Origin of the sequence: Peptoclostridium sp. AF21-18, assembly GCF_003478825.1 — a bacterium.
Classification (GTDB): domain Bacteria; phylum Bacillota; class Clostridia; order Peptostreptococcales; family Peptostreptococcaceae; genus Peptacetobacter.
In genome coordinates this window covers 13,484-38,277 of sequence record NZ_QUGE01000020.1, presented here as the reverse complement: position 1 = coordinate 38,277, position 24,794 = coordinate 13,484, and the positions used below count along the sequence as shown (strand labels likewise).

19 protein-coding genes are annotated in these 24,794 nt (G+C 31.0%); 1 reads left to right on the top strand and 18 read right to left on the bottom strand.

All coding sequences use genetic code 11. The features are described from left to right. Positions 1-93: 93 nt before the first annotated feature. The 17 genes from proC to DWX74_RS08225 all read right to left on the bottom strand — a co-directional run bounded on the left by proC (position 94) and on the right by DWX74_RS08225 (position 20,535). Positions 94-897, bottom strand: coding sequence for a pyrroline-5-carboxylate reductase (gene proC, locus DWX74_RS08300; protein ID WP_006439639.1), 804 nt, complete (start codon positions 895-897; stop codon positions 94-96). A 261-nt stretch (positions 898-1,158) separates the two neighbouring features. Beyond that, positions 1,159-3,528 (bottom strand): trans-4-hydroxy-L-proline dehydratase, encoded by a 2,370-nt coding sequence (gene hypD, locus DWX74_RS08295; protein ID WP_118549564.1) that lies wholly within the window; start codon positions 3,526-3,528, stop codon positions 1,159-1,161. Positions 3,529-3,532: 4 nt separating this feature from the next. Continuing rightward, positions 3,533-4,444, bottom strand: a complete 912-nt coding sequence (locus tag DWX74_RS08290; protein WP_118549563.1) for a trans-4-hydroxy-L-proline dehydratase activase — start codon at positions 4,442-4,444, stop codon at positions 3,533-3,535. A gap of 556 nt (positions 4,445-5,000) precedes the next feature. Then, positions 5,001-6,083 carry a serine protease HtrA gene (gene htrA, locus DWX74_RS08285; RefSeq protein WP_118549562.1) on the bottom strand — a complete coding sequence of 361 codons (1,083 nt, stop codon included), beginning with the start codon at positions 6,081-6,083 and terminating at the stop codon, positions 5,001-5,003. Between the two features lie 212 nt (positions 6,084-6,295). Further along, a complete protein-coding gene (locus tag DWX74_RS08280) occupies positions 6,296-9,553 on the bottom strand; it encodes a cell wall-binding repeat-containing protein (protein WP_118549561.1) in 3,258 nt (1,085 codons plus the stop codon). Between the two features lie 138 nt (positions 9,554-9,691). Then, a complete protein-coding gene (locus DWX74_RS11275; RefSeq protein WP_286164279.1) occupies positions 9,692-9,817 on the bottom strand; it encodes a hypothetical protein in 126 nt (41 codons plus the stop codon). A 241-nt stretch (positions 9,818-10,058) separates the two neighbouring features. After that, positions 10,059-11,687, bottom strand: coding sequence for a Na/Pi cotransporter family protein (locus DWX74_RS08275; RefSeq protein ID WP_118549560.1), 1,629 nt, complete (start codon positions 11,685-11,687; stop codon positions 10,059-10,061). A 181-nt stretch (positions 11,688-11,868) separates the two neighbouring features. Then, positions 11,869-13,467 (bottom strand): NAD(P)/FAD-dependent oxidoreductase, encoded by a 1,599-nt coding sequence (locus DWX74_RS08270; RefSeq protein ID WP_118549559.1) that lies wholly within the window; start codon positions 13,465-13,467, stop codon positions 11,869-11,871. A gap of 120 nt (positions 13,468-13,587) precedes the next feature. Beyond that, positions 13,588-13,956, bottom strand: coding sequence for a hypothetical protein (locus DWX74_RS08265; RefSeq protein WP_118549558.1), 369 nt, complete (start codon positions 13,954-13,956; stop codon positions 13,588-13,590). 145 nt (positions 13,957-14,101) lie between these two features. Then, the gene (locus DWX74_RS08260) at positions 14,102-15,136 is read right to left on the bottom strand and encodes an SEC-C domain-containing protein (protein WP_118549557.1); all 1,035 of its coding nucleotides are present in this window, start codon (positions 15,134-15,136) and stop codon (positions 14,102-14,104) included. A gap of 111 nt (positions 15,137-15,247) precedes the next feature. After that, the gene (locus DWX74_RS08255) at positions 15,248-15,796 is read right to left on the bottom strand and encodes a hypothetical protein (RefSeq protein ID WP_118549556.1); all 549 of its coding nucleotides are present in this window, start codon (positions 15,794-15,796) and stop codon (positions 15,248-15,250) included. A 1-nt stretch (position 15,797) separates the two neighbouring features. After that, complete coding sequence (locus tag DWX74_RS08250) at positions 15,798-16,262, bottom strand: hypothetical protein (RefSeq protein WP_118549555.1); 465 nt, start codon at positions 16,260-16,262, stop codon at positions 15,798-15,800. An 80-nt stretch (positions 16,263-16,342) separates the two neighbouring features. Next, positions 16,343-16,696: a hypothetical protein gene (locus DWX74_RS08245; protein ID WP_118549554.1), complete on the bottom strand. Its 354-nt coding sequence runs from the start codon at positions 16,694-16,696 to the stop codon at positions 16,343-16,345. Between the two features lie 13 nt (positions 16,697-16,709). Next, on the bottom strand, positions 16,710-17,573 hold the full coding sequence (locus DWX74_RS08240) for a hypothetical protein (RefSeq protein WP_118549553.1): 864 nt from the start codon (positions 17,571-17,573) through the stop codon (positions 16,710-16,712). A gap of 30 nt (positions 17,574-17,603) precedes the next feature. Further along, positions 17,604-18,026, bottom strand: coding sequence for a type II secretion system protein (locus DWX74_RS08235; protein WP_118549552.1), 423 nt, complete (start codon positions 18,024-18,026; stop codon positions 17,604-17,606). 99 nt (positions 18,027-18,125) lie between these two features. Beyond that, positions 18,126-19,250 carry a type II secretion system F family protein gene (locus DWX74_RS08230; protein WP_118549551.1) on the bottom strand — a complete coding sequence of 375 codons (1,125 nt, stop codon included), beginning with the start codon at positions 19,248-19,250 and terminating at the stop codon, positions 18,126-18,128. Next, complete coding sequence (locus tag DWX74_RS08225; RefSeq protein ID WP_118549550.1) at positions 19,222-20,535, bottom strand: GspE/PulE family protein; 1,314 nt, start codon at positions 20,533-20,535, stop codon at positions 19,222-19,224. The genes DWX74_RS08230 and DWX74_RS08225 overlap by 29 nt, the downstream gene beginning before the upstream one ends. A gap of 238 nt (positions 20,536-20,773) precedes the next feature. Here DWX74_RS08225 and DWX74_RS08220 point away from each other — a divergent pair, with 238 nt between their 5' ends. Then, positions 20,774-21,532: a sigma-70 family RNA polymerase sigma factor gene (locus DWX74_RS08220; protein WP_118549549.1), complete on the top strand. Its 759-nt coding sequence runs from the start codon at positions 20,774-20,776 to the stop codon at positions 21,530-21,532. A gap of 169 nt (positions 21,533-21,701) precedes the next feature. Here DWX74_RS08220 and adhE read toward each other — a convergent pair whose 3' ends face one another. Then, positions 21,702-24,338, bottom strand: coding sequence for a bifunctional acetaldehyde-CoA/alcohol dehydrogenase (gene adhE, locus DWX74_RS08215; RefSeq protein WP_118549548.1), 2,637 nt, complete (start codon positions 24,336-24,338; stop codon positions 21,702-21,704). Positions 24,339-24,794: the final 456 nt, after the last annotated feature.

The following is a 24,794-nucleotide window of genomic DNA, read 5'->3' as shown; positions in this document are numbered from 1 at the left end:
ACAAGTTTTCCACAGTTTTAAATTATTATAATTTCCTTAAGAATAAAAAAAGATGCCGCAGAAAACTGCGGCACCCATATATTTCAATTATAATTATTTACTTAATTCTTTAGATTTTTCTGTGCATTCATGTATAGCATTTATTACAGCTGATCTTAATCCTAAATCTTCAAGAACTTTAACAGCTTCTATAGTTGTTCCAGCTGGAGAGCAAACCATATCTTTTAATTCACCTGGATGTTTTCCAGTTTCAAGAACCATTTTAGCTGATCCTAAAACTGTCTGAGCAGCGAATTTGTAAGCCTGAGGTCTTGGCATTCCTTCAAGAACTGCAGCATCTGCCATAGCTTCTATGAATAAGAATACGTAAGCTGGTCCAGAACCACTTACACCTGTAACAGCGTCCATTAATTTTTCAGTTACTATTTCAGCTTCACCAAATGATTCGAATATAGTTTTAACTTCTTCTAATTCTTCTTTAGTAACGTTTTTGTTTGCACATATACCTGCCATACATTCTGATACTAATGCTGGAGTATTAGGCATTATTCTTATAACTTTTTTGTCAGCTCCTACTATAGCTTCTAACTGAGCTATCTGTTTTCCAGCAGCTATAGACATAACTAACTGATCTTCTCTTACTAATTCAGCAAGTGGAGATAATGCTAATTCTACAACGTTTGGTTTTAAAGCTATTATAAAAGCGTCACAGTTTTTAACAACTTCTGCAGAGTCAGTTGTAACATTTACACCTAATTCTGCTTTTACTCTGTCTAATGATGGCTGATATAAGTCAGCAACAGTTATATTTTCTGGTTTTACAAGACCAGCTTTAACTATTCCGCCTAACATAGCGCTTCCCATGTTTCCTGCACCTATTAATCCTAATGTTTTCATAATCAAAAACTCTCCTTATTGTATAATTTAAAAAATAAAATTAAAAAATATAAACTTTTTTTATTTACAGTTTATTTCGACATTGTCCTCACACATATTATTATAGCTAAGTATGTGTTATTTATCCAATGCATCTTTATTATCGTTTTCCAACTTTTTATATCATTTTGATATCATAAGTAAAATTTAATAATTTAGTAAAAAATATAATAACAGGGGATAGAAATCCTATCCCCTGAAAGTTACTAATTTTGTTTATTCTTAGAAGCTCTGTTCAGTTCTTCCTATTATTTCGTCCTGTAAAGCTCTACTTAAGTTGTTGAAGTGGTCACTGTATCCTGCAACCCTAACTATTAAATCTTTGTATTCATCTGGATTTTTCTGAGCAGCTAATAATACATTTTTATCGAATACGTTGAACTGTATATGATGTCCATCCATATTGAAGTATGCTCTTATTAAGTTAGCCATGTTGTCTAATCCTTCTTCACCCTGAACAACTGATGGTGCGAATCTCTGGTTTAATAGAGTTCCTCCAGTTATTAAGTGGTCCATTTTAGCACAAGATTTTATAACAGCTGTTGGTCCATTAGTATCTCCACCTTTTTCTGGTGATATACCTTCAGAAACTGGTTTTTCAGCAAGTCTTCCGTTTGGACTAGCACCCATAACTTCACCGAAGTATACGTGGCAAGTTGTTGGAAGCATGTCTACTCTGTATTCTCCACCATTTACTGTTGGTCTACCAGTTACTTCACCGTGATATAAGTTGAATACTTCTTTCATTATATCATCTGCGTAATCGTCGTCATTTCCGTATTTTGGAGTTTTGTTTTTAACCATGTTAAGTTCTGCTTCATATCCTTCAAAGTTAGCTTCCATAGCTTTTAATAATGTATCCATGCTGAATTTTTCATTGTCGAATACATTGTATTTTATAGCAGCTAAACTGTCAGTTATTGTACCTATACCAACACCCTGGATGTATCTAGTATTGTATCTAGCTCCACCTCTCTGGTAGTCTTTACCTTTTGCTATACAGTCATCAACTATTGAAGACATTAATGGGCAAGGCATGTGTTCAGCGCATATTCTTTCTATTATAGCATTACCTCTAACTTTTACATCTACCATGTAGTGTAACTGTTTTTTGTAAGCTTCGAATAATTCTTCGTAAGTTTTGAAATCTCTTGGATCTCCTGTTTCTATACCAACCTGTTTTCCAGTGTATTTATCAAATCCGTTGTTTAATGTTAATTCTAATATTTTTGGTAAGTTCATGTATCCAGTTAAAACGTAAGCTTCTTTACCAAAGCATCCTGTTTCAACACATCCACTTGTACCACCAAGTCTAGCATCTTCTATAGTTTTTCCAGCGTTAAGAAGTTCCTGTATTATAGCTTCTGTATTGTAGAATGCTGGCTGTCCCCATCCTTTTCTTGATATTTCACAAGCTCTTTTTAAGAATTTCTGAGGAGTTTTTCTACTTATCTGAACGTTTGAACTTGGCTGAACTAATTTCATTTCGTCCATAACGTCTAATATTATGTAACTTACTTCATTTACCCCGTCCTGTCCATCTGGTCTTATACCACCAGTGTTAATGTTAACGAAGTCAGTGTAAGTTCCACTTTCTTTTAATGTTATACCAACTTTTGGAGGCGCTGGCTGGTTGTTGAATTTAACCCACATACATTCTAGTAATTCCTGAGCACCTTCTCTTGTTAATCTTCCTTCTTCTACATCTTTTTCATAGAATGGATTTAAATGCTGGTCTAATCTACCTGGAGAGAATGCATCCCAAGTGTTAAGTTCTGTAGTTATACCAACATGTACGAACCAATACATCTGTATTGCCTGATGGAATGTTTTTGGAGCGTGTTCTGGTACAACGTCACAGTTTTCAGCTATTAATAATAAGTCTTTCTTTCTCTGTTCGTCAGTTGTTTCAGCTGCCATTTTTCTAGCTAATTCTGCATATCTTTTACCGAATATTATCATTGCGTCACAAGATATTGCCATAGCTTCTAAGTCAGCTTTTTTATCGTATGCTTCTTTATCGTTTAAGAAGTCTAAGTTAGCTATTTCTTTTTCTATATCTTTTTTAAGATCTGCGAAACCTTTTCTGTATATTATGTCACCACAAACAGTGTGTCCTGGAGCTCTCTGTTCCATGAATTCTGTGAACATACCAGCTTCATAAGCGTTTTTCCATTCTGGAGCCATAGCGTTAACTATTTTTCTTCTAGTCTGTCTTTTTTCCCAGAAAGGTATTATTATTTCTTCCTGTATTCTCTTGTCTTCTTCAGTAACTGAGAAGTCAACTATATCTCTGTCATTCATTACGTTCATATCTTCTATTGTATGACAGCATATTTCTGGGTATGTAGGAGCTGCCTGAGCTGAATCACCTTTTTCCCCAACTATTAATTCACCATCATTTATGCAAAGAGTTCTGTTTTCCATGAAGTGTTTGAAAGATAAAGCTCTTAACACTGGCATTTCAACGCTACCTTCCCATTTTTTGTACGCTTCTGTAAATAGTACCGCTCTTTCTATTGATATGTGCGGTTTAGTTGTTACACTTGCTTCTCTTAATTTTTTAGTTCTTGCAAAAGTTCCTCTTCCCATGACATTATCCTCCTATTTTTACATTTTGGAAATTATTGTTTTCAAAAATCATTTTGATTTCATTCATTTTTTCATCTGAAGGTTTAGTAAATTCGTTTCCTTCATATTCTTTATCTAGTTTAGTGTATTTGTGTTTTCCTATATCGTGATAAGGTAGTAAGTTTACAGCTTTTATGTTTAGAGGTTTTAAAAGCTCTATCATTTTCATTACCTCTTCGTTGTCATCATCAACATTTACTCCACCGATTAATGGTATTCTTATGTTTATATAAGCTCCATTATCGTTTAGGAATTTTAAGTTTTTAAGTATTAAATCATTTGATTTTCCTGTAAATTTCTTGTGTTTATCTTCATCTACTAACTTAATATCGAATAAAAATCTATTAGCATATGGTAGTATTTTTTCGTAGTGTTCTGTAGGTGCATATCCGCAAGTATCTATTGCTACATCTATACCTTTGTTTCTACATCCTCTAGCTAATTCACAGATAAAGTCCATATCCTGAACCATTACTTCACCACCTGATAAAGTAACTCCTCCGCCAGATTCTTCATAGAACATTCTATCTTTTTCTATAAGTTTTAATAATTCTTTTACTGTGTACTCATCTCCAACGATCTCTCTAGCGTTGTTTATGCAATAATCTAAACAAGTTGCACATAGTTCACATTTATCTTTATTTAATCCTACACATCCTTCTTTCATGTAGATTGCATCGTGTGGGCATATTTCTTTACATTTACCACAAGCTCCACATCTTTCCCGGTTGTATAGTACTTCTTTTGTATATGCTTGACTTTCTGGGTTATGACACCATACACATTCTAGTGGACATCCTTTGAAGAATACTGTACTTCTTATTCCTGGTCCATCGTGTATGCTGCATTTCTGAAAGTTTATAACTAATGGTTTCATTAAACGCATCTCCTATTTTTAATATTCTATATAGCAACTTTCATTGACAATTATTTAACTCTTTTGGATAAAAGAAAAAGATAAATATAATCATCACTAAAATATTTATCTTTAAAAATAAAATAATAATTACAAATCAATTGCGCTTATCTAAAACAATAACCTTATATCTGAATATTATCATATGAGATTTTTAAAGTCTATAATATTTGACAAACCTGCAATACCAATATAATATTGTTATTATTTTATTAATAACAAAAAGATATCGTTTTCTCATTTTGCCTATACAAACGTTGAAAACACTCACTTTCTATTATTTTACGCTTCCCACTTTTTATACTATTTATATTTTTTACAATTTTTAAAGACAAAAAAATACTGTAATGTATTTATACATTACAGTATTTTTAGGCTACATAATATTTAGGTTTTGTGGTCGTATTTTTTATGTAGCCTTTTTTAGAGTTATATATATTTTTAAAAAAGGATTTCGTATTTAATCAGTTATTTTCATTTTTAAATAATTTTTTATATCTAAGATATTTTTGATAAACTATTTAGAGAATGTAACTGTTAATTTCTGTTCTCTTCCATTTCTTAAAACTGTTATTTCAGCTTTATCTCCAGTTTTGTAGTTGTATAGAGCTTTATTTAAATCATTCATACTAGTTATTTCAGTATCGCCTAATTTTATTATTATATCTCCTGCTGCCATTTTAGCTTTTTCAGCTGAAGATCCTGAAGTAACTTCTGCTACATATACACCACTATCTCCTGTTAAATCCTGTCCAACAGCCTGTTCATATGTTTCTAAGTCTGTTCCCTTTATACCTAGAGTAACTTTTTCGTAGTTACCATCTTTTATAACTTCATTTATTATGTTTTTAGCTGTGTTTATTGGAATTGCAAATCCTAAGCCTTCACCCTGAGATGCTTTTGCTGTGTTTATACCTATTACCTGACCTTTTTCGTTTAGTAATGGTCCACCACTGTTACCAGAGTTTATACTTGCATCTGTCTGGATTAATCCTGTCATATTTGTTGACTGGTCTGTGCTTATTGTTCTGTCAAGTCCACTTATTATACCCTGAGTAACACTCTTCTGAAGATCTAATCCAAGTGGGTTACCTATTGCTATTGATATATCTCCAACTTCTACCTCATCGCTATCTCCTAAATCTGCCGCTGTAAGTCCTGTTTTGTCAACTTTAACCATAGCTAAGTCCATCTGTGAATCGTACCATATAACCTTGCCATCTATGTCTGAACCATCGCTGAACAGTACATTTACACTTGTTGCATCTCCATCAGATACAACGTGTGAATTTGTTAATATGTATCCATTTGAATCAACTATTATACCAGTACCAACACCCTGTGTTTCTTGTGGTATTGCAAACATATTGTCTTGACTTACACTAGTTGTTGTTATACCAACTACTGAGGGTGTCGCCTTTTTAGCAACTGCCTGGTATACGTTCTGGCTCTTTGATCCTTCACTAACTACTATATTTGATGACTGTGAACTGCTTGCTATTTTATCTTTTAGTGCAAATAATGTAAGTGAGCTCCCTAGTATTGAACTTATTACAGCAACTACTACTATTAGTCCTATTCCTTTATTTTTTAGTTTCATATTTTTCCACTCCATTCTTTTTAGTTTTGTTTTATCGATAAACATTATTTTTTTGTCTTTATCTTTTCTATGGTCTTATTATATTCTCCGTAACTTAATTTTAGCTTAAAGAATAGTTTTTTCCGAAAAAAATAAAAAGCTGCCGTAAGATGTCTATTAGACATCTGTACGACAGCATTTTTTGTGGAAGAATATTTATTTTTAGAGATTAATTATTTTACTGTTATTGTTTTATCTTCATTTACAGTGAATGTATAATCTATAGTTCCTAATGATATACCTTCATTTCCCTGCTGTACTAATTCAACAGTAACAGTATATGTTCCAGCAGCTAATTCTGCTTTTGGTCTTAGTGTCATATTTATAGTTCTACTTTCATAAGAATCATATCCTACTGTCTTTGTTCCAATTTTTGTATTCTGTATAAGTCCGTAGAATACATAGTTTAAAGCTTCGCTATTATGCAGATTTGTTTTATACTGATTGTATTTTTCATATTTAGTTCCATACCAATCTGCTTTTTCTCTTTCAGAACCTTCCATATCGTTAACTACACCATTAGTCGTTATCATTCCATTAGTTTGTAAAGTCATTCCACAATTAGTGTAATTATCATCGTCATGTTCTTCTGCTTTCTTACTATTACTTTTAAAAACATCACTAAATGTTAATGCTTTTTCATTATCTGCTTTTTTTACTTGGAATCTAAAATAAGCACCATCATCATAATATGTATAATCTCCACGTTTTTCCGGAGCTTTACTTCCTATTCCACCTGGAGAATTTACATTAAACGAAGCTGATAAAGTTCCTTTGTTATTAGTTAATTTCTCATTTTCATGAATTAATAATTCTCCATCAAAACTTTGGATTATAGTAGCTTTTGATGACTTATATTTTTCCGCATTTCTTAATGTATTTATATTACCAGCTACAGCATATTCTACTAATTGACCTGCATCATTATTCGCATTTTCATAACTCATTCTTACATAGTCATATCCACATTTATAATATTCATTTTTTGAATTTAATGCAATAACTTCATCTTTTCCTTCTCCTAATGTAGTCGATTTTTTACCATTAACATTCTTAAAATAATCCTTACTATCCATACTATATTTTTCTGCAATAAATATGCCCGCTGAATAATACATTCCATTATCTGTTACATCATCATAATTTGTAAAATAATTTTCACTTATATTATATATTTTTTCTCCTTCTGTTTTAGGGAATATCACTATACCATTTGGTTCAAATCCTTTAGGCGAATCAGTTGCATTGATTTGATTATTAATTATATTTACTCTATCTGCGTATACACTTATTGCATTTTTATCAGCTTTATTTGCTGTTTTATATTTATTTTCTATCACTAAATTTTGAATTGTTACATCATCTGAATCTACTACAAATGAGCCATATACATATTGTTTATTAGTTGTATTGGAGTCTATAGTAACTGGTCTTGTTATTGTATAGGTGTTATACTCATTTTCACTTCCAATTGTTTTATTTATTTTTATAAGCTCTACATTACTGTCATTTAAAGCTGTTTCTAGTTCTTCTTTATTATTTACAATATGTACTTTGTTAGCATTTTCAAAGGTAAATGTCATTTTAGTATCTTTATCTAATTTATTTCCAGCTAAATCTGTTATATAATTTTCATCATCTGACACTAGCTCATAAGTATAAGTTCCACCAGTTTTTATTTCTTTATAAGAATCTTTTGTTGGAATTATTACTAAAGTTGATCCATCTTCTTTTACAGATACTGTAGCATAATCATCTATGTATTCTTCATTTATTTTTACTTTTATACTTACTTTTCCTATTATTTTAACTTTTTCAGTTAATTTAACTTCTATTTTATCAACTGTATCGCCCGGATTAAATCTTATTGTTTCTCTTTCCGATACAACTACGTCTTTTCCTTTGCCTTCCATAAAATCAAATTTTATTGCATTTTGGAATTGTATTCCTGGAGCTGTTGTATCTGATACAGAACCACCTCCACCACTTTCTGGTTTTGTTGTTTCACCTGGTTTATTTCCTTCAACATTTGGAGTAGTTGTTCCTGTAACTGGTTTAGATATAGTTCCGTTATTTTCTATATTTGTTCCAGTTGCATTATTTTCAACCTGAGTTATTGTACCATTGTTTTCTACCTTAACATTAGAAGAACTTGAATCTACCTCAACCTTGTCTATCTTACCAGCTGAAGTATTTGTAACTGTTGTATTTTTACCATTTTCAACAACTAAAGTTCCTATAGTTCCGCTGTTTTTGATATCTGCATTTGGAGCTTTAACTGTAACTTCTCCTTTTAAATCACCTTTTACATTTATTTCAACAGCATTATTTGTAGCTATAGTCACATCTTTTGATATACTTGCGCTAGAATCTATTTCTATAATGTCGTTAGCATTTGCTTTCTTTAATGCTTCCTGAAGTTCTGCTTCTGTTTTAACTTTTATTGTTTCTACTTTTTCTATTTCTTTAAGATGGTTAAATGCACCTTCGTTTCCATTTCCACCAACCTGAGTTATTGTATCAACTTTTTTAGTATTTACAACTGCTTCCTGATTAGCGTTTAATTTTTTAGAAGCTATAAGTACTGGTGCACCGTTTTTAGCTGCAAGTACACCAACTGCTAATGCATCTATTAACTGAGCTTCTCCACCTCTACCATCTTTTGCTAAGTATAGGTTATCTAATTCTTTATCGCCATAGAATTTTTCTATAACTTTTGCATTAGTATCATTTCTGTTTGAACCTTCTATTCTCTGTTTTGATGGTAGGCTAGATACTAATTTGTCTGGTAGTGCTGTTGTTCCACCTATTATGAATGATGCTTTTATTGCTTCATCTTTTATGAATTTTTCTGATGCTGTTAATCCTTTTTTAGGATTTGCAAGTAGTATTGGCATACCTTTTTCAGCTGCAGCAGCTGCAACAGATACTGCATCTGCAAGTCCTGTTGTACCATTTACTACTGCTATTTCTGATACGTCTTTTATTCCATCAAGTCTTTTTGCTATTGCTAAAGCTGTTTCTTCTCTTGTTGCACCTTTTACTCTGTCAGATTTTACATTTAAAGCTTTAAGGTCGTTTTCTATTTTAGCTGGAAGAACTGTCTCTCCACCTATTAATATTACATTTTTTGCACCTAATCTTTTTATTTCATTTGCAGTTGCTTTAGTTAATCCACCTTTACCAGTTAAAAGTATTGGTGCATTTTTTGCAAATGCAAGAGGTGTTGCTGTTAATGCATCGGGTATTGCAGAGTCATTAACAAGTATTACTGTTTCTGCGCTATTCCATCCGTCTTTACTTATTTTTACAGCAGTATCAGTTCTGTTAGAACCAACTAACTGCTCATTTGTTGTAGCAGCACTTACTGAAACAACACTTCCACTAACTGCCATAGTTGCAGCCATTACTGTAGCTAATTTCTTTTTCATGATTTTCCTCCAAACTTATATAATTTACATAAACAATCATTTCAATATATAATAAAAAAGACACAGATTACCTATTTTTAGATATTTCTGTGTCTATTATTATCGAATCTATTAAATTTTTCATCAAAAAAGGCGCACTTATAGTGTCTGTCTGTCTGTCTGTCTGTCTGTCTGTCTGTCTGTCTGTAAATTTTCCAAAACTTTTAACATATTGTCAACACCTTTCGCCAAATTTGATTTACTTAAAATACTATATACTCTCATTATACCAAAATTCAAATTTAGTTCAAGGCATTTTCATTTTTATTTAAAATTTATTTTTTCACACTCTTTTATAATAATATATCTGTTGCAAAGTTTTGTTAAATGGTACTCTTTTTTGCTTTGATATAACAAAAAAATCGAACTCGACAATGCAACTTGATTGCCTGGAGAGGAGATTTTTTGTTATTCAAAGCCTCAAAAAAAGAGACCATTGCAAAATTTTGCAACAGTCCCATTTATCTTATTCTACAACGTGTTTTTTCTGAGCAATTACTCTCTTAGCTATATTAACAGCGTGGTCTGATACTCTTTCAAGAGCTGTTATTATATCTAGGAATACAACACCGTTGTCTATACTACAAAGGTTGTTGTTTAATCTATACATATGGCTTGCTCTACAAGTTTTTTCCATCATGTCTACTTTTTCTTCTATCCGGAATACTTTATATGCTAAGTTAATATCATCATTTTTAAATGCTTCTAACGCACTGCTGTATGCAGATATTACATAGTTGTATATTTCTTCTAGCTGGTTCTTACCTTGTTCAGAGAACTCTAAATCTCCATCTATCATTATCTGAGAAAGTTCAGCTATATTCTTAGCATGATCCCCTATTCTTTCTATGTCGTTTACTGTGTTGAATAGGTTGTCTACAGCTTCTCTTGAATCTTCATCTAATGCTGCAGTTTTTGATAATTTTAGAAGGTAATTAAGTATAATTTTCTGTAGTTCGTTTACAGTTTCTTCTTTAACGAAAACTTTTCCTAAGTACTCATCAGATTTTTCAATTATCGCTGATATTGAGCAATCTAAGCTCTCTTTAGCTTTATTACCCATTCTATATGTTTCTTTTATAGTATTGATAAGAGCTATTGAAGGTATTTCAAGCATCTTATCATCGATGTATTTAACTGTTTTGATATCTTCTTCATCTTCAGCTTTGTCTGGTATTATTCTCATAGCCATTTTAATTATTATATTATTGAATGGAAGTAATATTAAAACAGATATTATGTTGAATAATGTATGAGTATTTGCTATCTGTCTTGCAACATTTCCTGGGTCCATTCCTGTAACAAGTGAAACAACTGGTTTATTAAGGAATATTAAGAATAATACTGTTCCAAGTACGTTGAATATCAAGTGTATTACCGCAGCCCTCTTGGCATTTTTATTTGCACCTATACTTGAAAGAAGTGAAGTAACACAAGTACCTATATTCTGTCCGTAAAGTATTGGTAATGCTGCATTTAGAGGTATTAGTCCTTCAGCTGCTAATGCAACTAGCATACCCATTGAAGCACTTGAACTCTGTACTATAGCAGTTATACCAAATCCTAGTAATAATCCTAAGATTGGATACTGTCCAAATGAAACTAACATATCTGTAAATCCTTTATAATCTCTTAAAGGCTCAACAGCGTCTTTCATGAATTCCATACCTGTAAATAACATACCAAATCCTATAAGGATTTCTGCTATATGTTTTACTTTTGGATTTTTACCAAATAAGTAAAGTACTATCCCTATACCTAGAGCTACTGGAGCCATACCATTAAGGTTGAACGATACCAACTGAGCTGTTACAGTTGTACCTATATTAGCACCCATTATAACCCCAATTGCCTGTTTTAATGTCATAATTCCTGCATTAACAAATCCGACAACCATTACTGTAGTAGCACTTGAACTCTGTATAACCGCTGTAACACCAGTACCTACAAGTACTCCCATAAATATATTACTTGTCAAAAGTTTTATAATCGCTTTTAATCTTGTCCCGGCAGATTTTTGTAATCCTTCCCCCATAAGGTTCATACCATATAGGAAAAGACCAAGTCCTCCCATTAGACTTATTACTATGCTCAAAAAAATCTCCTCCTCTGTTATAGATTGTTTCTATTCGTTTTCCTTTTTGCACATTAATTTTATGATATCAAATTCAAGGATTTGTTTAGTTAAATCTATGTTAAAAATGTTAAAAAAGCATAACAAATTTAACATTTTATTTTTTATTATTTCTAATTTTTTGATTGTCAACTATAGATTTTTACTTTACACTTTTGTATTTTTCGATTATTTTTTCAGCACATTTTATTCCATCTACTGCTGCAGTTACTATTCCTCCTGCATATCCAGCACCTTCACCACATGGGTAAAGTCCTGCTACATTCATAGCTTCAAGAGTTTCTTCATTTCTTACAATTCTTATTGGAGAAGATGATCTTGTTTCAACTCCAGTAAGTATTGCGTCATGCATATCAAATCCTTCTAATTTTCTTCCAAGCTTTATAATTCCTTCTTTCATAGTTTCAACTACAAATCCTGGTAAACACTCATCAAGAGATGTCAGAGTTATACCTGGGTTGTATGAAGGGTTTACATCTCCTATGCTTGTAGATGCTTTGTCTTTTAAGAAATCTCCTACAAGCTGAGCAGGTGCGTTGTAGTTTTCTCCTCCTAGTTTGAAAGCAAGCTGTTCGTATTTTCTTTGGAATTCAACCCCTGCTAGTGGGTAGTCGCTGTCAAAGTCCTCAGGAGATACGTTTACTAAAAGCGCACTGTTTGCATTTTCTTTGTCCCTACTGTGCTCACTCATTCCATTTGTTACTACCTCATTTTCTTCTGATGCAGATGCTATTACACTTCCACCAGGACACATACAGAATGTGTAAGCTGTTCTTCCATTAGATGTATGCTCAATTAATCTATAGTCCGCAGCTCCAAGTCTAGGATGGTTGAAGTATTCTCCATACTGAGATTTGTTTATCATCTGCTGAGGATGTTCTATTCTCGCGCCTATAGCAAAAGGTTTTTGAATTATTGTGACTCCTCTTTTGTATAACATTTCATAAGTATCTCTAGCACTGTGTCCTATTGCAAGGATTGCTGCTTCTACTTCTATTTTTTCGCTGTCATTTATTGTTATACTAGTTATTTTATTATTTTCTATACATATATCTGTAATCTGAGATTCAAATCTAACCTCTCCCCCAAGGTGTTTTATATCTTCTCTTATGTTTTTAACGACATTTTTTAGTATATCTGTTCCTACATGTGGCTTGTGAGAGTATAGTATCTCATCTGGTGCATTGTGGTTTACAAGCTCCTCAAGTACTTTTCTACATCTTATATCTTTAGCTCTTGTAGTTAGCTTTCCGTCTGAGAATGTTCCAGCTCCACCTTCACCAAACTGTACATTTGATTTTTTATTAAATATTCTATTTTTCCAGAAGTTGTTTACATCATCAGTTCTTTTATCTACGTCTGATCCTCTTTCAATCATGATAGGGCAGTATCCATTCTGAGCTAATAATAAAGATGCAAATAACCCAGCAGGTCCACTACCTATTACCGCAATTCTTCCTTTTGGCTCTATATTTCCACTCTTAACACCTATGTATGACTTCTGTTTTACCTGTACTACATCTTTATGTTTTCTTTTTAATATTTTTTCTTCGTTTTTTAATTCTACGTCTACAGTGTATACAAACATCATATTGCCTTTTTTTCTAGCATCAATTGACTCTTTGTATATGCTGTATTTTAATAGTTCATTTTCTTTTATGCCTAGTTTTTTTATTACTAATTTTTTTAGTATGCTTATATCTTCATCTATTGTAAGCTTTAAGTTTGATACTCTTAGCATAATTTTCTCCTTTCTAAATTTCGACCTTAAAAAAGGCCGTCTAAAAATCGGTATTTAAAATAATGCCGAACAGCAATCATGCCATTCGACATTAATTAAATACAAACTAGTTAGACGACCTTAACACTTCTTAGTTATAAGACCTCTTATTACTTTCATATTGTTAAAAACTTTTTCTATGAAGTTTTCTGCTTCTTCATTGTCAAGTAAGTTTATTTCAAGATTTTCATCGTTTTCTATACCTTTTGATTCGCAGTAAGATTTAGCTAATTCTATTAGTTCGTTTCTTTCTGCTTCTGATAAAGAAAAGTCTTTGTAATCTATTATTATGTACTGTTTTACGTTAGATTCGTGGTTTTTGTTGTAACCAATTTCTATATGGTATATAACAGCATATAGATTTTCTCCATCTTTGTAAACTGGTACAGCTGGATTTGATTTTATATAGTCTGTAGCCACTGCTATGGCATTTCCTAATTTTAAACTCATAATTTTATACCCTCTCTTTTTAGATGTTATCTAGTTTATCTATTTAACTACATTATACTATAACATCTTTGGTACCGATATAAAAAATTTTATTTTTTGACTATTTTAATTGTTATTATTTATTGATATCGTCGATTATTTATAATTAAGCCTTTAATTCTTTTGCTCTTTTTCCTATTGTACTTGGGCTTATTTTATATTTTTCAGATATCTGCTGCTGAGTTGCTGATATTCCGTTTTCTTTTTTGATTACGTATTCTACTGCAGCTGCCCATCCTGATTCAGATCCTTTTATATCTTCGTGGCTAGCTTCGTATTCTTTCCAGAATTCTAAGCATTTTTCTTTGCAGTCTTCATCAGCAAGTCTGCTTATTATTGATGCTACACTTCCATCGTCTTCTACATCATTGTTTACAACTTCTTCTGTTCTTGATTTTAATTTTTCCATTATATAGCTAGATACTTCCTCATCTAGTATCTGCTGTAGGTATTTGTAGAACTGGTAAGTGTTGTAAGCTAAGAATATTTTTTCGTTTGGCCAGTCTTTTTTGTTGTTTTCATAGATATTGTTCATATCTTCAACTATTATTTCTTTAGATGCGTTGTCTATTTTTAAGGCTACGTCTATGAATATTCTTAATCCATTTACTTCTATTAATCTAGCTATCATACTGTCGCCTTCTGTGATGTCTTTTAGAACTTTTATATCGTCTACAGTCACAGTTTCATCTAGTATACAGTCTTTTAATATAGCTTTGTCGTTTTCTTTCTTTTCTACTGTATATACGCTTATGTAAGAATTTATTAAGCTGTTCATTACTCTTAATTCTTTGTCAGTTGATTTGTTTTCAGCTGCGTATACCTGAGTTAGTGTTTTTGATCCTTCAAGTAAGCAGTCACTTATGAAGAATGTATTGAATAGTTTTTCAAATTTATTTTTTACAGTTTCACTGTTTATTATGTAGAATATGTCTTCAGCGCTTTTTCTGTACTCTGCAAATCTTTCTTCTTTACCAAAGTTAGTTATTTTTGAGTATGTTTCAAGGTATTTTAACTGAGCTTCTTCTACCATTTTTATTTTTCTTTCTGCTCTTTCTCTTTCTATGTCTTTTTCCATACAGCAGTTTTTATATTTTTTGCCGCTTCCACAGTAGCATTTATCGTTTCTATTTAATAGCAAATTTTTTCACTCCCTTATCTTTTTATTAAGTTTATGCACATCTCTATATTTTATCATTTTTTTTGCAATCAATCTACTATTATTTCATTTTCATTTGACAAAGGAGTTTTTTTATTTTTTGTAGAGCTTTAATGTGCATTCAAATTTTGTTTCTGTGGTATTTTTAGGGCTGTTATCTGTGGTTTGATCTAATTGTTCTATGTCTGGAATTATTGGCTTTGATATTTTTGATATAGATATTGTTCTTATCATATCTGATAGTCCTTTTGATTTTAGTGTATCTATTCCCCTAAATATCTCGTTGTATGTTCCAGTGAATTTTAGATTGATTTTAGATACTTCTAATCCATTTTCATCAATCTCCATTAGGTTTTCTATGCTTTCCACGTATACAATTTTACTTATTGCGTTTTGAATTTCTATTACGTCGTCTTTTTCAGGGAATAGTTTTTTGCTATTTTTTCTTTTTTCAAGCTGTTTTAGTTCTGCAGCTTGTTTTTTGTATTTTTCTACGTCCTCTATATCCTGAGCAATTTTGCTTTTTTCTGCTTTTAATGTGTTTTTCTTCTCTTCTATAGGATTTATAACTGTTATTTTTGTTGCTAGCAATATTAGTATTAGGAATATAATTTTGTTTAATTGTTTTTTATTGTTTTTCATGCTAAAAATCATCTCCTGAATCTATTTCAAATTTATATAAATCTCTGCCTTCGATTCTTTTGACATGAGCGCCTTTTAGCAATTTATTTTTCATAAGTTTTTCTATAATTTTCATGTCATTGGTTTTGCCTATGACATTTGTAGTGTTTTGGTCTATGTATATACTGTCTATATTTTCTACTCCAGCAACTTCAAATATTTCCCTAACATTTCCTATATTTATATTTTTATCTTCTGTATTTTCAATACTTTTTAGTTCTTCTTTTGAATTACTCAATATCTCTTTGCTATCACTATTTCCCAAAATATAGCTTTGCATATCCTTTATTTCCCTTATGCTGCTAAATATATTAATAGCAATTACACCTATAAGAACTAAGGATACAATTCTAGTTATACTTATGCTATTTTTTTTATTGTATTCGAAGTAGTCTTTTAATTTATACTCGTCTTTTTTCTTCAACATCGTCATCACCATTATTAGAATATTTTTTATAAATTTAAAGGACTAAAAATATACGATTATATTTTTAATCCTTTTTTATTTTAGTTCATATATTTTTTTGTATTTTCGTCAGAATTTTGTGATTTCATATTAATACAGATTTCCTCTTCATCTTCAAGGTCTATGTCTTTTATGTCTGCTATAAGGTTTATTATTTTTGCGTCTTCAATCGTATTATCTCCAAATACAACTATTCTTGTTACACCATTAAGTACAACTAATCCCACTTCATATGTGAAGTCTTTCTTTTTCATAGAATACTCTCTTTGTATTTTTTTGTTTGAGTAGACCTGTACTTTTATATGATTGTCCTCAAATATAACTACTCCCACTTTGCCGTCTGCTACCTCTGGTTTGAAACTGTTTAATATGTCCCTATGTTTTTTGCTGTCCATCTTTTTACCTCCCCTAATTTATTCTTTTGGCTGTTATGTTGAAGTATTCTTTAGAAGATACTCTTTTGTAGTTTTTTGTGTATTCAATATCATTTCCGAAGTCTATATCCATAATTTTAGAGAATTCTTGGACTAATTTTATATCCTCGATACCTTTGTCACCTAAGGTTAATATTGATTCACAGTTTCCAAATATACTTTCCCCTATTTCCTGAGTGAATTCGCCTTTTTTGATGACGTAGCTGCTTTTTATCACTCCATCTGAAAATATGCTTATTACTAAGTCTTTTTCTCTAAACTCTACTACACCAAATTCTAAACTATTCATTACTTTTACCCCATTCTTTTTTATTAATCTTTCCAATAGGTTGAAGTTGGTGTGCATAGCTCTTTTTTCAATCCCTATTCGATCACATATTTCAGAAAATAGATCTATGTATTTCTTTGGAAATAATACTACTTGTACTTCTGTATCAACACCATCATTATACACCTTTTTGTAATCTATACAATAATTACTTATGGAATTATTACAAAATTCCTTAATTTCTATATCCACAGCCTTAATTATTGCTTTTTGCTTTATATCAGAATCTATCTTTATATTTTTTAGTATAATATCATTTTCTTGTATATTTATGAAGATAGATTTGCATTTACTATATTTTAATTCTTCATTTAAAATATAATTTGATATTTCATCTATATATTCCTCTCTAGCTCCTTTTTCTATAAATACTCTATTATCCATCGAAATTTTTTTATCAACTTCAGACAATATTTCAATTTTGTTCTTGTCTTGTTTAAAGAATATTATCTTACAACTATATTTTGTTGGATATATATTTAAATGAACCTCTTCTTTTCTACCTATCATTTTATTTTCTCCAATGCACAAATTTATATTTTATTCTTTTAAACTATTCTCTCCTTTTACTTCTGGCTTTGGATACATTACATTCTCTCCAGCCTTAATTGTAATATTTTTACCATCATCATTTGTTTCTATAACAAAACCTTCTGCATCTACACTTTGTGGTTTTGGTTCACTGTTTAAATATCCTTTAGTAACCAAATTATTAACTGTTATCTGGCTTGATGGTATACCCTCGCTCATAGCAATTATAGCTGCTGAGGCTATATTTGATGCATTTGTATAATCTATATTTTTCTTGGCATTTGATTCTACTTTACCGTATTTGACTATTGCAACACTCGCTAAAATACCAAGAATTGTTACAACTATTATCATTTCTACTAATGTAAATCCTGGTCTTTTTTGGATTTCTTTTTTTCTCTTATCTAATTTAAAAATATTATTAAGTTTCATATTTTATTCCCCCTAATTTTTATCCGGCGGTTTAATCAACCGCCGGACATTACAGTATTACTTCTAATTAGTCATGATTTTTTACTTTAGAATAACTTTTTAAATAGCTGTTATTGTGTCAAACATAGGCATAACTATGGCAATTATCAATGCTCCTATAACAAACCCCATTATTATTGTCATAGCTGGCTCTATTAATCTAACAATTCGATCTGTCATTATATCTAACTCATTTTCAAAAAAGTTATTTATATATTGGAAACTTTTTTCTATATTTCCACTTTCCTCACCATTTTTGAGCATAGATATAAATATCTTAGGAAAAATTCCTGCTAAATCTATGGATTTTGAGATACTATTACCTTTGTTGATATACCTAATAGATATTTCTAATTTCTTTTGAATATATATATTTCCTGTTATATCAGATGATATTTTTATAGCTTCTACAAGCGGTATTCCACTTTTTAGCATAAGGTACATATTCCTCGAAAAAGCTGCTGTTACAGACATTAAATAATAATTTTTCAAGATAGGAAATGTACTTTTTATACTATCAAACTTTTCTATATTATTCTCATTACTTTTTATAGCTATGTACAATAGGCTAATTATTATAATAATTACAGGAATCAAAATATTTATATACTCTTTAAAAAACATCATTGTTGTTATCACCAAATAACTAAATAAAGGTGGTTTTATATTATTACTCTCAAATACTAATGCAAAATTTGGAATCACTGCATACATTATAAAAATTAGAGCAACTATCATCATTATCAATAATATCGTAGGATAAATCATTATTGATTTTAGCTTGGATTTAACTCTATAATCTCTTTCATAATAGTTAGACATATCTTTTAGTACGTTGCTTAATCTGCCTGAATTTTCTCCACATTTTATCATATTGTAAAAGAATTCACTAAATAAATCGCTACTTCTAAAGGAATTTTCTATGGAATATCCCTTTTTTATATTCCTTACTGCTAATGAAAGGTTCTCTTTATATTTTTTCTTTTGTTGTTCTAATATTGCTTCAAGTATATTATCTATACCTGCTCCAGATTCCAAAAGTATTGACATTTGACTACACATAACCCTAAGTTCTTTACTTTTTATGCTATTTTCTTTTTTTAATTTGATAAATGCGTACAAATCCAAATTATCAAATTCATTTATTTTTATGTCTTTAAACCAAGTTACGTACTTCTCTTTCATCTAATACACCATTTTCTACAAGCTTTTTGATACTACTTTCAAAGCTAATCATACCTGATTTATCAGCTACAATTTTGATTTTATTTTTATCAAAATTATCCTTTATTGTTTCTTTAATATCCTCATTTATTTCCATGATTTCATGTATAGCCATTCTCCCAATATATCCTCTTCCCTTACATAGTTCGCATTTTTCAACGATTCCAGGGATATTTTTACAACAAATACATTTTTTTCTAACTAGTCTTTGAGAAATAACACCTATTAGAGATGCTTTTATTAAATACGCTTTTATTCCCATATCATTCAACCTTATTATTGTTGATATAGCATCCTCGGTATGAATTGTACTTATAACTAAATGTCCTGTTATAGCAGCTCTGACAGCTATTTCGGCTGTTTCTGTATCTCTTATTTCTCCTATCATTATTATATCCGGGTCTTGTCTAAGTATTGATCTAAGCCCTTTTTCGAATGTTAATCCTACCTTTTCATTTACTTGAATCTGATTTATACCTTTTATCTTATATTCAATCGGATTTTCAATTGTAGTGATATTTCTCTCTAAGTCCATAAGTTTTTTAATAATTGAATATACTGTTGTTGTTTTTCCACTTCCTGTGGGTCCGCATACAAGTATTATTCCCGATTTTTTAGATATAATCTCTGATACAAGTTTCATTTCATCTTCAGTAAAATCTGGTTTTGAGATATTTTCTATAAATATCTTCTTATTTAAAATCCTCATAACTATTTTTTCACCGTTTACAGTTGGTACAGATGAAACTCTTACGTCCACACTATTATCTTTATCTAATATTTCTAATCTTCCATCCTGTGGTAATCTCTTTTCAGCTATGTCCATTCCTGATTTTAATTTGATAAAAGATACTACTTCTGGATAAAAAGCCATTGATATATTTTCATAAAGTTCTAGCTTTCCGTCTCTTCTCATCCTAATTCTAAATTCTTCTTCAAAAGGCTCTATATGGATATCACTTATATTTTGCTGTATTGCAAATTCTGTTATATTTTTAAATAACTTTTGAGCTCTGTCATCGTTATTTTCCATTTTAGAATCATACCTTACACCTATCTTCCTTTTGATTTCTTCTTTATCACCTTTTACTATAATCGGTTCTTTACCAGTAGCCAAACGTATATCTTGTATGAGTTCCATACTTTCCTCGGATGTTTCTATTGTTATTGTAGAATCTGTTTCATCCAATAGATACGCATTGTATTTTATTGATATTTTTTTAGGTATACCAACTTTCAATGTCATCTCTCCCTTCCAAATCTCAACTAAAAAGTTATTCTATTTTTATTATGGTCACTTCTCTTTTTCATATTCATAATTTCTTATTTTCAGAATATTTCCTATTCCAGGCGCAATTTCGACAAATTTCGACAAATTCCTACAAAGATTTTTGTAGTTTTTTTTGTTAGAATATATATATAAGCTAAATCGATAATTGTGCACGATCATCATTTAGAAATTTTTTAATAGGGAGTTTCTAAACATGACAAGTTCTAAGAAAAGCAAATTCTATAATAAAGTTATAAGCTACGATGAGATTCTATATTTAATCTCACTAGCTCAAAAAGGTGATTTAAAATCAAAAAACAAACTGATAAAACTAAACATAGGTCTAGTGAAAAAAGCTGTAGCAAAATTCTCTTTCAGCAGCCTAGATAGCGACGACCTTTACCAACTTGGCTGCATTGGGCTTGTAAAAGCTATTGAAAGATTTGATCCTGCTCTAGGAAATATGTTCTCTAGCTATGCAGTTCCATTAATCGAGGGTGAAATTAAAAGATTTTTAAGAGATGATGGAATAATCAAAATATCCAGAGAATTAAAAAGCATAGGTTGGAAAGTTAGAAAATACAAAACACAATACTTCAAAAAAACAGGCAAAGAAGCTGAGCTGCAGTTAATATCCAAAGAACTAAACATACCAATAGAAAAAATAAAATCAGCTCTAATAGCACTATCACCAGTTGAATACTTCAACACATACGACGCAGAAAACGAGTACACACAGCTGGATCTATCTAACAACATAATAAGAGAGGATAGCATTCCATACACAGAACTAATAGAGCTAAATGAAATCATAGACGAGCTGCCAGATCTAGAAAAAAAGGTCATGAAACTGAGATACTTTGAGGACTTCACCCAAGCAAAAACAGGTGAAATCTTAGGTATATCCCAAGTACAAGTATCTAGAATAGAAAGAAAAGCTCTAATGCTACTAAAAAAAGAATACATAAACTAAAAAAAGAGCTACCGCAAAACACCTTCTCAAGTGTTAATGCGATAGCTCTTTTTATTCTCGGTTATCTTAGACTATATATTGGATTATGTTTTTCTTTTGGTTTTTAGTATTATGTAAAAATTATTAATTTTAAATCGGTTTTAAAATCTATCTCATTACAGAGCTACTCTTATTTTCCGTAGTATACTTTTAAGTACATATCTTTTATTTCGCTCATTAATGGATATCTTGGGTTAGCTCCTGTACACTGGTCATCAAATGCCTGTTCAGTCATTTCATCTAAAGTTTCTAGGAACTTAGCTTCATCTACACCAAAGTCTTTTATAGTTTTTGGTATATTTAATTTAGCTTTTAAATCTTCTATTGCTTTTATTAAGTTAGCTACTTTTTCTTTATCATCTTTTCCTGTTATTCCACAGAATGATGCAAATTCTGCATATCTCTGTATTGTATCTGGGTATTTATACTGAGGGAAAGTACCCATTTTAGCTGGAGCTTCACAGCAGTTGTATTTTATTACTTCACATATTAATAATGCGTTTGCAACACCGTGTGGTACGTGGTGGAATGCTCCTAATTTATGTGCCATAGAGTGGCAAACACCTAGGAATGCATTTGCGAATGCCATACCTGCCATTGTTGAAGCTAAAGCCATTTTTTCTCTTGCTTCTGGATCTACTGGTCCATCATTGTAAGCTCTTGGTAAGTAGTTGAATATTGCTTTACCAGCCTGTAATGCCATACCATCTGCTGGTTCTGTTCTTAACATTGATACGTAAGCTTCTAATGCATGAGTTAAAGCATCTATTCCTGAAGCTGCTGTTAATCCTTTTGGCATCTGCATCATGTAGTCAGCATCTACTATAGCCATGTTTGGCATTAATTCGTAGTCAGCTAGAGGGTATTTTATACCTGTATCCTGATCTGTTATAACTGCGAATGGAGTAACTTCAGAACCTGTACCTGCTGATGTTGGTACTGCACAGAAGTAAGCTTTTTCACCCATTTTAGGGAATGTATAAACTCTTTTTCTTATATCCATGAATCTCATTGCTAAGTCCTGGAAATCTACTTCTGGATGTTCATATAATACCCACATTATCTTACCAGCATCCATTGCTGAACCTCCACCTACTGCTATTATTAGGTCTGGTTCAAATGCTCTCATTGCTTCTGCACCTTCTTTAGCACAAGCTAGTGTTGGGTCTGGAGCAACATTATAGAATGTAGTTGTTACTATTCCCATTTCGTCTAGTAAATCTGTTATTGTTTTTGTATATCCATTTTTATATAGGAATGAGTCTGTTACTATGAAAGCTTTTTTCTTATTCATTACTTCTTTGAATTCTCTCATAGCTACTCCCATACAACCTTTTTTGAAGTAAACTTTTTCTGGAGCTCTAAACCAAAGCATATTTTCTCTCCTTTCAGCTACAGTCTTGATATTGATTAAGTGTTTTATTCCTACGTTTTCAGAAACTGCGTTTCCACCCCAAGATCCACAACCTAAAGTTAGAGATGGTTTTAATTTGAAGTTGTATAAATCACCTATACCACCCTGAGATGATGGAGAGTTTATTATTAATCTACAAGTTTTTAATGCATTAGTGAACTGATCAACTTTTTCTGGATGTTTTATAGTATCAACATATAATGCTGAAGAATGTCCGTATCCACCCTGTTCAACTAATCTTTCTGCTTTGTAAACAGCTTCATCAAATGTTTTATATTTGTACATAGCTAAAACTGGAGATAATTTTTCGTGAGCAAATGGTTCAACGAATTCTACTTCATCAACTTCTGCTATCATTATTCTTGCTGATTCTGGTACGTTTATTCCTGCCATTTTACCTATTGTGCATGGTCTCTGTCCAACTATTTTAGCATTTACTGCACCAGCTTCATTAAGTATTATTTTTCTTACTTTATCTGCTTCATCTGCGTTTAGAACGTAAGCTCCTCTATGTATGAATTCTTTTTTAACTTCATCGTATAATTTTTCTGGTACTATTACTGACTGTTCAGATGCACATATCATACCATTATCAAATGATTTAGACATTATTACTGAACTTACAGCCATTTTTACGTCACAGCTTTCATCTAATATTGCTGGAACGTTACCTGCACCAACACCTATAGCTGGTTTTCCTGAAGAATAAGCTGATTTAACCATTCCAGGTCCACCTGTTGCTAATATTGTATCAACTTCAGCCATTAATAAGTTAGTTAATTCTAATGATGGTTCATCTATCCAAGCTACACATCCTCTTGGAGCACCAGCTTTAACAGCTGCTTCGTGAACTATTTTAGCTGCTTCTATTGTAGATTTTTTAGCTCTTGGATGAGGAGATATCATTATAGCATTTCTTGTTTTTAATGATATTAATATTTTGAATATAGCTGTTGATGTTGGGTTAGTTGTTGGTATAACTGCTCCTAAAACACCTATTGGTTCTGCTATTTTCTTAAATCCAAATGCTTTATCTTCTTCTATAACGCCACAAGTTTTATCGTTTTTATATGCGTTGTATATATATTCAGATGCAAAGTGGTTTTTTATAACCTTATCTTCAACAACACCCATTCCAGTTTCTTCATGTGCCATTTTTGCTAGAGGTATTCTAGCCTGGTTAGCTGCTGTTGCTGCTGCTAAGAATATTTTGTCTACCTGTTCCTGATTAAGTTTAGCTAGCTCTTTCTGAGCTGCTCTTACTTCTGCAAGTCTTAATTCAAAAGATTCTTTATCTTTTACGATTTCTGGACTTACTACTTTTTCTTCAACTTTTTTAGCTTCCTTAGTCATCTGTTTTTTTCCTCCGTTTGATATTTATTTTGTTAAAATTAATGTTTTCGTTGTTAAATTTTATCTACTTTTTAACAAAAATTTAAATTATAGTTTTTTTCTATAAACCTTTGATTTATCAAGGCTTTAATCTTTTTTTGTTTCTTTCGATGAGTATATAATAGTCCTATTTTAGATATAAGTCAACACTTTTTTGATATTTTTTTATCATTCTTTTTCGCGAAGTTTTTCCTTATTTTAGACATTTCTGTATTTTGCAAGATGTTAACCGTTTTCCCTTTTGCGCAATTTTTTCAAATTTTTTATAATTTTTTTGCACTTAAATTTTTATTTCTTTCAATTTTTTCTTATTCTTAAATTTAATTTCTCTCATACTACTCTAGAAAAATATTATCTTACTGTTTTAATAAATTTTTACCGTTATATTTTCTTTAAGAATGACAAAGAATTCGAGCT